An 11,517-nucleotide genomic window follows, 5' to 3' on the forward strand; every position below is an offset into this window, starting at 1 on the left:
ACCGCGTCGTGCATGCGGCGAGCGGAAGCGAAGGTGAGGGGGCCGGGCAGGACGAGGCGCATCCGGATACGCCCCCTCACCGTCGGCTGCCGCCTCGCCGCGCCGACGACGAGGTCGTCGCGGCCCTCTCCCCGCGCGCGAGGAGAGGGGGGTGCGCCGACCCCGTCCTGCATCGATCGGAACCGCATCATTCCCCCGCCGGCAGGGCCGCCGCGCCGCCGCGGCGGCGGGCGTTCACCCGGTGCCGGAGGCGGTCGAGGCAGAGGTAGACGACGGGGGTGGTGTACAGGGTCAGGATCTGGCTCACGATCAGGCCGCCGGCGATGGCGATGCCGAGCGGGCGGCGGAGCTCGGAGCCCTCGCCGCCGCCGAAGATCAGCGGCGCCGCGCCGAGCAGCGCCGCCAGCGTTGTCATCATGATCGGCCGGAAGCGCAAGAGGCAGGCCTCGAAGATCGCGTCGCGGGGGCTGGCGCCGCGCGTCCGCTCCGCGTCGAGGGCGAAGTCGATCATCATGATGGCGTTCTTCTTGACGATGCCGATCAGCAGGAACACCGCGATCAGCGCGACGATCGTGAACTCGGTGCCGGTCACCAGCAGCGCCAGCAGCGCGCCGATGCCCGCCGACGGCAGCGTCGAGAGGATCGTGACCGGGTGCACGAAGCTCTCGTACAGGATCCCGAGGATGGCGTAGACGGCCAGGATCGCGGCCAGGATCAGCAGCGGCTGGCGCGAGGCCGAGGCGACGTAGTTCTTGGCCGCGCCCGCATACTCGCCGTGGATGGTGGCCGGCAGGCGCAGCTCCGCCATCGCCTTGTCGATCGCGACGGTGGCGTCCGACAGGCTCTTGCCGGGGCTGAGGTTGAACGAGATCGTGGTCGCCACGAACAGGCCCTGGTGGCTCACCTGCACCGGGGCGTTGCCGGTCTCGACCCGGGTGAAGGCCGAGAGCGGCACCATGGTCTCGACCGCGGACGAGACCGGCGCGCTCGAGGAGGCGCTGCCCTTCGAGGCGGCGATGGCGTTGGCGGCCGCGTTCCGGGCCGAATCCGACGCGACCGCGGCGGCGTTGGTGCTGGCGTCGGCCGCGGCGGTGGTCGAGGGGACGGCGCCGGCGGGCGCCGCCGCCACCGTGCCGGCGACCGCGTTGGTGGTGGCCGAGCCGCGCGCCTTGCCGCCGGAGGTCGAGACGTAGAGCTGCTTGAGGGTCTCGGGGTTCTCCAGGTAGCGCGGCGCGATCTCCATCACGACGTGGTACTGGTTGAGCGGGTTGTAGATCGTCGAGACCTGGCGCTGGCCGAAGGCGTCGTAGAGGGTGTTGTCGATCTTGTCGGGCGTGATGCCGTAGCGGAAGGCGGTGGCGCGATCGATCACCAGCCGGCTCTCCAGCCCGCCCTCCTGCTGGTCTGAGGTGACGTCGGCGAAGGTCGGGTCCTTCTGCAGCGCCTGCACCAGCTTCGGCGCCGCCGCGTAGAGCTCGGCCGCGGTGTCGCCCTGCAGGGTGTACTGGTACTGGGCGAAGCTCTGGCGCCCGCCCATCTGCAGGTCCTGGCGCGGAAAGACGTAGAGCCGGGCGCCGGCCACCTGCGAGAGCTTGGGCCGCAGCCGGTTCGACACCTCGCCGATCGAGGCGCGCTCGCCCACCGGCTTGAGCCCGACGAAGACGTTGGCCGAGTTGGTGCCGCGCCCGCCGGTGAAGCCGACGACGCTGTCCACCGCCGGGTCGGCCTGCACGATCGCGGCGGCCTCCTTGAGCTTCTTCTCCATCGACTGGAACGAGATGCGCTGGTCGGCCTGGATGCCGCCCATCATCTGGCCGGTATCCTGCTCGGGGAAGAAGCCCTTCGGCACGATGACGTAGAGGTAGACGTTGAGCCCGACCGTCGCGGCGAGCACCAGCAGCACGAGGCGCGGGTGCCCGAGCGCGACGCGCAGGGTGCGCTCGTAGGCGTTCAGCGTGCCGGTGAAGGCGCCCTCCAGCCCGCGGATCAGGATGTTGGGGCGCCTGCCCGCGCCGTGCGCCTCGGGGCGCAGGAAGCGCGCGCACATCATCGGCGTGGTGGTGAGCGAGAGCACGAGCGAGATCAGGATCGCCAGCGACAGGGTCACGGCGAATTCCTGGAAGATCCGCCCGATCAGGCCGCCCATCAGCAGGATCGGCAGGAACACCGCGATCAGCGACAGGCTCATCGAGATCACGGTGAAGCCGACCTCGCGGGCGCCGACCAGGGCCGCCTCGATGCGGGACTTGCCCATCTCGATGTGGCGCTGGACGTTCTCGAGCACGACGATGGCGTCGTCCACGACGAAGCCGGTGCCGATGATCAGCGCCATCAGCGACAGGATGTTGAGCGAGTAGCCGAGCAGGTACATCACCGAGAAGGTGCCGACGATCGAGATCGGCACCGCCACCGCCGGGATCAGCGTGGCGCGCCCCGAGCGCAGGAACGCGAACACCACGAGGATGACGAGGCCGACCGCGATCAGCAGCGTCTCCTCGGTGGCGGCCAGCGACGCCCGGATCGTCGCGCTGCGGTCGCCGGTGAGCTTCACGTCGATGCCGCCGGGCAGCGCCGAGACGATCTGCGGCAGCGCCGCCTTCACCCCGTTGATCGTGTCGACGACGTTCGAGCCCGGCTGCTTGTAGACGAACAGCAGCACGCCCTGCTTGCCGTTGACCACGCCGAGGTTGCGCCGGTCCTCGACCGAGTCGATCACCTCGCCGACGTCGGTGAGCTTCACCGCCGCGCCGTTGCGGTAGGCGACGACGAGGTCGCGGTAATCCTCCGCCTTGCGGCCCTGGTCGTTGGCGTAGAGCTGGAAGCGCCGGTCGCCCGCCTCGATCGCGCCCTTGGGCGAGTTGGCGTTGGCCGACGCCAGCCCCGCGCGGATGCCCTCCAGGCCGATGCCGTAGTGGAACAGGGCGGTCGGATCGAGCTCGACGCGCACCGCCGGCAGCGACGAGCCGCCGATGTCGACGTTGCCGACGCCGGGCAGCTGCGACAGCTTCTGCTGCACCACCGTGGCGCCGGCATCGTAGAGCTGGCCGGGGGTCAGGGTGTCCGAGGTCATGCCGAGGATGACGATCGGCGAGTCGGCCGGGTTGAACTTGCGGTAGGTCGGGTTCTGGCGCAGCGCGGTGGGCAGGTCGGCCCGCGCTGCGTTGATCGCCGCCTGCACGTCGCGCGCGGCCCCGTCGATGTCGCGGCTGAGGCCGAACAGCAGCACGATCCGCACAGTGCCGGTGGAGCTCGTCGAGGACATCTCGTTGACGTCGGCGATGCTGCCGAGCCGCCGCTCCAGCGGCGCCGCCACCGTCACCGCCATGGTCTCGGGGCTGGCCCCCGGCATCTGCGCCTGGACCAGGATGACCGGAAAATCCACCTGCGGCAGCGGCGCCACCGGCAGCTTCAGGAACGCGAAGACGCCGGCGAGCAGCACGCCGACGGTCAGCAGCGTCGTCGCCACCGGGCGCCGGATGAAGGGCTCGGAGATGTTCATGGGCGAAAGCCCATAGGCGTCACGGCGCTGTTCCCCTCTCCCCGCACGCGGGGAGAGGCCCGGCTGCACCCCGTCGTGCTGCCGGGAAGCGCAGGCGAAGCCGCAGCGAGGGTGAGGGGGCGCGAACGGCGGAGGCTCCTCCGCCGAAGCCCCCTCACCCTCGGCTGCCGCCTCGCCGCGACGACGACGAGGTCGTCGCGGCCCTCTCCCCGCAGGCGGGGCGAGGGGATGCGAGGCGCTGTCGCGATCTTCCTCACGGCAGCGCCTCGCCTGCAGGCAGGTCCGGCTCGGGTTCGCGGCGGCCGGTGATGCGGCGCTCGAGGCGGTCGAAGAACAGGTAGATCACCGGGGTCGTGAACAGCGTCAGCACCTGGGAGACGATGAGGCCGCCGGCGATGACGATGCCGAGCGGCTGGCGCAGCTCCGAGCCGACGCCGGTGCCGACGATCAGCGGGACCGCGGCGAACAACGCGGCCAGGGTCGTCATCAGGATCGGGCGGAAGCGCAGCAGGCAGGCCTCGTAGATCGCGTCGCGCGGGGACATCCCCTCCTCGCGCTCGGCCTGGAGCGCGAAGTCGATCATCATGATCGCGTTCTTCTTCACGATGCCGATCAGCAGCACGATGCCGATGATCGCGATGATGTCGAGCGAGAGCCCGAACAGCATCAATCCGAGCAGCGCGCCGATTCCCGCGGACGGGAGCGTCGACAAGATGGTGATCGGGTGGATGAAGCTCTCGTAGAGGACGCCCAGAACGATGTAGACGGTGACGATCGCCGCCAGCACCAGGAACAGCTCGTTCGAGAGCGCCGACTGGAAGGCGAAGACCGACCCCTGCGGCACCACGCGGAAGCTCGGCGGCAGGTCGATGCTTTTCCGCGCCTCCTCCACCGCGTCCACCGCCTGGCCGAGCGCGGCGCCCGGCGCGAGGTTGAACGACACGGTGGTGGCCGGGAACTGGCCGAGATGCGAGATCAGCAGCGGCGCCCGGCGCTCGTCGATCCGCGCCACCGCCGAGAGCGGCACCTGCCCGCTCGATGCGGTGGAGGAGGGCAGGTAGATCGCGTCGAGGCTGGCGATGGTCCTGTGCAGGTCGGGGTCGGCCTCGAGGATCACCCGGTACTGGTTCGACTGGGTGAAGATCGTCGAGATGATGCGCTGGCCGAACGCGTCGTAGAGCGCGTTGTCGATCGTCGCCGGCGTGATGCCGTAGCGCCCGGCCGTCGGCCGGTCGATCGTGACGTAGGCGGCCAGGCCCTGGCCCTGGTGGTCGCTGGCGACGTCGGCCACCACCGGCGACCGCGACAGCGCGTCGGTGAAGCGCGGCACCCAGGTCTCGAAATCCTCGAGGTTCGGCGTCTCCAGGATCACCTGGTACTGCGTCGCCGACACCGCGGTGTCGATCGTCAGGTCCTGCACCGGCTGCATGTAGAGGCGCAGGCCCGCGACGTCGGCGGTGGCCGCCTGGATGCGGCGGATGATGGCGCCGGCCCGCTCGGCCCGCTCGGCCTGGGGCTTCAGGTTGATCAGGAACCTCCCTGAGTTCAGCGTCACGTTCTGGCCGTCGACGCCGATGAACGAGGACAGGTTGGCGACGTCCGGGTCCTTGAGGATGATCGCGGCGATGCGCTGCTGGCGCTCGGCCATCGCGGCGTAGGACAGGGTCTGGTCGCCCTGCGTGATCCCCTGGATCACGCCGGTGTCCTGCACCGGGAAGAACCCCTTCGGGATCGTCACGAACAGGGTCGCGGTGAGCGCGATGGTGGCGAGCGTGACCAGCAGCGTCAGGCCCTGGTGGTCGAGCACCACCCGCAGCGCCCGGCCGTAGGCCGCGATGGTGCCCTCGGTGGCGCGCCGGCCCATCCGCCCGAGCACGCCCTCGCGGCGGCGGGTCTCGGCAAGGGACGCGGGAGATTGGGGCACGTGCTTGAGCAGGCGGGCGCACAGCATCGGCACCAGCGTCAGCGAGACCACCGCCGAGATGATGATCGTGGCCGCCAGCGTGATCGCGAACTCGTGGAACAGGCGCCCGACCACGTCGCCCATGAACAGCAGCGGGATCAGCACCGCGATCAGCGAGACGGTGAGCGAGATGATGGTGAAGCCGATCTCGCGGCTGCCCTTGAGCGCGGCCTCGAGCGGGGAATCGCCGTCCTCGACGTGGCGGGCGATGTTCTCGATCACCACGATCGCGTCGTCGACGACGAAGCCGGTGGCGATGGTCAGCGCCATCAGCGACAGGTTGTCGAGGGAGAAGCCGTAGAGGTCCATCACCGAGAGCGCGCCGATCAGCGACAGCGGCACCGACAGGCTCGGGATCAGCGTGGCGGAGACGCTGCGCAGGAACAGGAAGATCACCAGCACGACGAGCGCGATGGCGAGCCCGAGCTCGAACTGCACGTCCTCGACCGAGGCGCGGATCGTCACCGTGCGGTCGGTGAGCAGGCTCACCTGGATCGCGCCCGGCAGCGTGCCCTGGAGCTGCGGCAGCAGCGCCTTGATCTTGTCGACGGTGGCGATGACGTTGGCGCCGGGCTGGCGCTGGATGTTGAGGATGATCGCCGGCGTCTCGTCGGCCCAGGCGCCGAGCTTGGTGTTCTCCGGCCCCTGCACCACGTCGGCCACGTCCGACATCTTCACCGGGGCGCCGTTCTTGTAGGCGATGATCGCGTCGTCGTAGGCCTTCGGGTCCTGGATCTGGTCGTTGGCGTTGATCGCGTAGCTCTGCTTCGGGCCGTCGATGGTGCCCTTCGGCGTGTTGACGTTGAGGTTGGTGATCGTGGTGCGCAGGTCGTCGATGTTCAGCCCGTAGGCGGCGAGCGCCCGGGCGTTGAACCGCACCCGCACCGCCGGCCGCTGGCCGCCGGAGATGCTGACGAGGCCGACGCCGGCCACCTGGGAGATCTTCTGGGCGAGCCGCGTCTCGGCGAGATCCCGCACCTGCGTCAGCGGCAGGGTCTTGGAGGTGAGCGCGAGCGTGATCACCGGCGCGTCGGCCGGGTTGACCTTGGCGTAGATCGGCGGCGCCGGCAGGTCGGACGGCAGCAGGTTGCCGGCGGCGTTGATCGCCGCCTGGACCTGCTGCTCGGCGATGTCGAGCGGCAGGTCGAGGTTGAACTGCAAGGTCACGACCGAGGCGCCGGCCGAGGATTGCGAGGTCATCTGGTTGAGGTTGGCGAGCTGCCCGAACTGCCGCTCCAGCGGCGCGGTCACGGCCGAGGTCATCACCTCCGGGCTGGCGCCGGGATAGAACGTCTGCACCTGGATCGTCGGGTAGTCGACCGAGGGCAGCGCCGAGACCGGCAGGTTCAGGTACGACACCCCGCCGACGATCAGGATCGCCAGCATCAGGAGCGTGGTCGCGACCGGGCGCAGGATGAAGAGGCGGGACGGGTTCATGCCGGGGGCCCGCCGAGCTCACGCCGGCCCTTCCCTCCCCCCTCCGCGGGGGAGGGTGGCCCCTGCGTCGGCAGGGGTCGGGAGAGGGGAGCGACGATGCCGAGTGAGGCGAAGCCGTCGCGCGCATCGGCTTCGAGGCCGATCCTTCGTTCGGATACGGCGCTCCCCTCTCCCCCCCTGCTGCGCAGGGTACCCTCCCCCGCAGAGGGGGGAGGGAGGCGCGTATCCTGGAAACCCGCGCTCACGGCTGCTGCCGCCGGCGGCCGCGCTTCTGTCCGGCCTCTTGGGCGCCGCCAGCGTCGGCGGCGGGGGTGACCTTCTGGCCGTCGACGCCCTCCGTGATCCGCACCGGGGCGCCGTCGCGCAGGCGGTCGGTGCCGTCGGTGACGACGCGGTCGCCGGCCTGGAGGCCGGAGAGCACCACCGTCCGCGTGCCGTCGGTCTCGCCGGTCTTGATCGGGCGGACCGAGACCTTCGCGTCGCCGTCCATCAGGTAGACGTAGGTGCCGGGCGTGCCCTGCAGGATCGCGCCGTTGGGGACCAGCGCCGCGTTCGCCACCGTATCGACGGTGAGCTTGGCGTTGACGAACTGGTTCGGGAACAGCTCCTCGTCCTTGTTGTCGAACAGGGCGCGCAGCTTCACCGTGCCGGTGGTGACGTCGATCTGGTTGTCGACCGTGTCGAGGGTGCCGGTGGCGATCTCGTGGGCATCGCCCCGGTCGTAGGCGCGGACCGCGAGCTTGGCGCCGGCGCGCACCCGGCGCATCACCCGGGAGACGTCGTCCTCGGGCAGGGTGAACACCACCGAGATCGGATGGAGCTGGGTGACGACGACGATGTTGGTCGAGGCCGCGGTGATGTAGTTGCCCTGGTCGACCTGGCGCAGGCCGACCCGGCCCTCCACCGGCGAGATGATGCGCGCGTAGGCGATGTTCAGCCGCTGCTGGTCGACGAGGGCCTGGTCGGAGGCGACCGTACCCTCGTTCTGCTTCACCAGCGCGCCCTGGGTGTCGACGTTCTGCTTCGAGATCGAATCCTGCTGGGCGAGGCGCTGGAAGCGGGCCAGGTCCAGCTTCGAGTTCTGCAGCAGCGCCTGGTCGCGGGCGAGCTGGCCCTGGTACTGGGCGAGCAGCGCCTCGTAGGGCCGCGCGTCGATCTGGGCGAGGTAGTCGCCCTTCTTCACGGTCTGGCCCTCGCGGAACCCGATGTCGGTGAGGTAGCCGCTGATCTGCGATTTCACGGTGACGGTGGCCAGCGGCGTGACGGTGCCGAGCCCCTGGAGCACCACCGGGATGTCGCCGGTGACGATCTGCGCGATGCCGACCGCCTGGGGCACGTCCATGCCGCCGCGCTTGCCGCCGCCGCGGCCGCCCTTGCCCTGGGTCTCGCCGGGGCCGCCCGCGACCTGCGTGCGCCCGTCGTACCAGCGGTGGGCCACCGCGCCGGCCGCCAGCAGCGCCAGGAGCAGCAGCATCCAGCGGAAGGGGCGGAACCGGCGCGTCTTGCCGGGCGACGCGACCGGGTCCGGCTGGAACGCGCGCGCCGTGTCCGTGCGGATGGGTGAGCTCTCGTTCATGACTGATTAGACCACGTTCCGGACGCCGCCGCGCCCGTGTCGCGCCCTATCCTCTCGCTGTTTTCGTCCGCGGGCCGACCGTTCGTCGGCCCGGGGAGCGAATCCGACACCCTGGCCCCGGCCGCCTGTACGGCATCCGAACGGACCGTGCCCTGCGGCACCCGCGCCGGGCGCGGCTCGGGTCCGGGTGCGCCCGCTCGGCATCCCTGCGCCGCAGCCATCGCCCGCCAATGCGTCGTCAGTACGGCACCGATGTTTCGGTGCTGTTGCTGGCCCGTCAGGGCCGCTCCAGCGCGCGGTAGTACCGCACCACGTCGCGGTAGGATTCGTCGACCGGCACCACCGGGACCGCGCGCCGCAGGCCGAGGCCGAGGGCGCCAACGGCGAAGGCGAGCGCGAGGGCGCGGCGGGGGGACATGGCGGGCTCCGGCGATCCGTGACGGCAGGCGGACGAGGCCATAACGCGAAAAGGCCCGCCAACGAATTGGCGGGCCTCGCGACGACCGGTCCGGCGCCAAGTCAGGAACGGAACGAGGGGGCGGAGTTCCGCGCCCACCGGCGCCGCACCGGCCGTGTTCCCGAAAGCTATCTCACGGCTGATGAATGTCAACATTCGTCAGCCGTGAGGCCTGCCAGCAATCGCCGGTGGCGTGCGCTCCCGCACGTTTCGCGCGGGATCGGCGCCATGGTATCACCCCGCCGATGTCCGCCCCCCGCTTCGCATGAACCCGGTCCTCTCCGGCCTCCCGACCACGGTGTTCGAGACGATGTCGCGGCTCGCCCGCGAGCACGGCGCGATCAATCTCGGGCAGGGGTTCCCCGACGACCCGGGCCCCGCCGACATGCGCGAGTGCGGCGCGCGGGCGCTCGTCGAGGGCTCGAACCAGTACCCGCCGATGATGGGGCTGCCGTCCCTGCGCGCGGCGGTGGCGGCGCATTACGCCCGGCACCAGGGGCTCGCCCTCGATCCCGAGACCGAGGTGATGGTGACCTCGGGCGCGACGGAGGCGCTCGCCGGCGCGCTGCTGGCGCTGATCGAGCCGGGCGACGAGGTCGTGCTGTTCGCGCCGATGTACGACGCCTACCTGCCGCTGGTGCTGCGCGCCGGCGGCGTGCCGCGGATCGTGACCCTGACGCCGCCCGCCTTCGGCCTCGACGAGGCCGCGCTCGCCGCCGCCTTCTCGCCGCGCACCAAGGTGGTGCTGCTGAACGACCCGCTGAACCCGAGCGCGACCCGGCTCGGCGCCGACGACCTCGCGCGGCTGGCCGCGTTCTGCCGCCGCCACGACGCGATCGCGCTGTGCGACGAGGTCTGGGAGCACGTGGTGTTCGACGGCGCCCGCCACGTCCCGCTGATGAGCCTGCCCGGCATGCGGGCGCGCACGGTGAAGATCGGCTCGGCCGGCAAGATCTTCTCGCTCACCGGCTGGAAGGTCGGGTTCGTGATGGCCGACGCGGCGCTGATGCGGACGCTCGCCAAGGCGCACCAGTTCCTCACCTTCACCACGCCGCCGAACCTGCAGGAGGCGGTGGCCTACGGGCTGGCGAAGGACGATGCCTACTTCACCGGGATGCGCGCCGGCTACGCCCGCGCGCGCGACCGGCTCGCCGGCGGCCTCGCCGATCTCGGCTTCACGGTGCTGCCGGCGCAGGCGACGTGGTTCCTCAACCTCGACATCGCCGATCTCGGCCACGCCGACGACGTCGCCTTCTGCGAGGCGCTGGTGCGCGAGCATCGCGTCGCGGCGATTCCCGTGAGCGCGTTCTACCCGGACCGGGCCGTGCGCACGCTCGTGCGGCTCTGCTTCGCCAAGGCCGACGCGACGCTGGATGCGGCGCTGGACCGGCTCTCGGGCGTGCGGCGGGCGGCATCGTGAGCGGGTTTCGGCTTTGGGATGAAACGCCCATCCCCTCTCCCCGCACGCGGGGAGAGGCCCGGCCGCACCCCGTCGTGCGGCCGGGAAGCGCAGCCGAAGCGGCGGTGAGGGGGCGGTGCCGTGGGAGGCTCGCCGGTCGAAGCCCCCTCACCGTCGGCTGCCGCCTTGCCGCGACGACGACGGGGTCGTCGCGGCCCTCTCCCCGCAGGCGGGGCGAGGGGATGCGCGGGGACCGGGCGCGCGTTCCGATGCGGCGGGAGCTCCTGTGGCCGGGGCCCTTGCTCCAGGGGCCATCACTCCAGCGGCCATGCGTCCGTCCGCCGAGCGCCGACGACGCCCCCCGCCTTGCCGGGGCAGCCCCGCGGCGCCACATCCCGGGCCATGGCCACCCTCGCTCACCGGTTTCCGCCGATGGATCCCTCGCAGACCTTCTCCCAAAGCTGGCGCGCGGGCACGACGCTGCGCATCGGCGACCAGAGCCGCGAGGCGACGCTCGCCCGGCTCGAGGCGCTGGCGCACCTGCTCGATTCCGCCTTCCTGATCCCCGGCCTCAACCGGCGGGTCGGGCTCGAGGCGGTGATCGGCCTCGTGCCGATCGTCGGCGACATCGCCGGCATGGTGATCTCGTCCTACATCGTCGCGGAGGCGCGCCGCCTCGGGGCGCCGCGCTGGCTGATCGCGCGGATGGCCTTGAACGTCGCCTTCGACGGCGCGATCGGCATCGTGCCCCTGGCCGGCGACCTGTTCGACGCCGCCTTCAAGGCCAACCGCCGCAACGTCCGCCTGCTGCGCCGCTGGATGGAACGCAGCGGCGGGCTGCGCCCCAACGAGATCGACGGCACCGCCGTGCGGATCGACGGCTGAGGGTTCCCAGGGCACGCGGTTCCCGTCCCCTCCCCCCTCTGCGGGGGAGGGCGGGCCTCGCGTCAGCGCGGGTCGGGAGAGGGGAGCGACCTCGCCGGATGCGGCGCTCCCCTCTCCCCCCCGGCACCGCCGGGTACCCTGCCCCGCACCTCAGTCGGGCCTGCCCGACTGGGGCACACGGGATGCGGATCTCAGGGAAGCCCGAGATCCGTCGGGGGGAGGGAAAACGGGCGAAGCCGACGGCCCACTTCGTGCCCCACTCGGGGAGCGTGGCGCGACGAAAGGGGTGGCCCGTCCGCCC

6 protein-coding genes are annotated in these 11,517 nt (G+C 71.4%); 2 read left to right on the forward strand and 4 right to left on the reverse strand.

All coding sequences use genetic code 11. The features are described 5' to 3' along the window. Positions 1-187: 187 nt before the first annotated feature. From MKK55_RS04745 to MKK55_RS04760, 4 genes are all read right to left on the reverse strand, one after another. Positions 188-3,499, reverse strand: a complete 3,312-nt coding sequence (locus MKK55_RS04745) for an efflux RND transporter permease subunit (RefSeq protein WP_243933550.1) — start codon at positions 3,497-3,499, stop codon at positions 188-190. Between the two features lie 253 nt (positions 3,500-3,752). Further along, positions 3,753-6,899: an MdtB/MuxB family multidrug efflux RND transporter permease subunit gene (locus tag MKK55_RS04750; RefSeq protein ID WP_147727821.1), complete on the reverse strand. Its 3,147-nt coding sequence runs from the start codon at positions 6,897-6,899 to the stop codon at positions 3,753-3,755. A gap of 241 nt (positions 6,900-7,140) precedes the next feature. Continuing rightward, the gene (locus MKK55_RS04755; RefSeq protein WP_147727822.1) at positions 7,141-8,475 is read right to left on the reverse strand and encodes an MdtA/MuxA family multidrug efflux RND transporter periplasmic adaptor subunit; all 1,335 of its coding nucleotides are present in this window, start codon (positions 8,473-8,475) and stop codon (positions 7,141-7,143) included. A 277-nt stretch (positions 8,476-8,752) separates the two neighbouring features. Then, the gene (locus MKK55_RS04760) at positions 8,753-8,893 is read right to left on the reverse strand and encodes a hypothetical protein (protein WP_187274922.1); all 141 of its coding nucleotides are present in this window, start codon (positions 8,891-8,893) and stop codon (positions 8,753-8,755) included. 304 nt (positions 8,894-9,197) lie between these two features. On the opposite strand from MKK55_RS04760, the gene MKK55_RS04765 reads away from it, so the two are divergent. Both MKK55_RS04765 and MKK55_RS04770 read left to right on the forward strand, forming a co-directional pair. Next, positions 9,198-10,352: an aminotransferase gene (locus MKK55_RS04765; protein WP_243933552.1), complete on the forward strand. Its 1,155-nt coding sequence runs from the start codon at positions 9,198-9,200 to the stop codon at positions 10,350-10,352. Positions 10,353-10,763: 411 nt separating this feature from the next. Further along, positions 10,764-11,216: a DUF4112 domain-containing protein gene (locus tag MKK55_RS04770; protein ID WP_147729523.1), complete on the forward strand. Its 453-nt coding sequence runs from the start codon at positions 10,764-10,766 to the stop codon at positions 11,214-11,216. The last annotated feature ends 301 nt before the right edge of the window (positions 11,217-11,517 follow it).

It is taken from the genome of Methylobacterium sp. J-059 (genome assembly GCF_022829485.1).
Classification (GTDB): domain Bacteria; phylum Pseudomonadota; class Alphaproteobacteria; order Rhizobiales; family Beijerinckiaceae; genus Methylobacterium.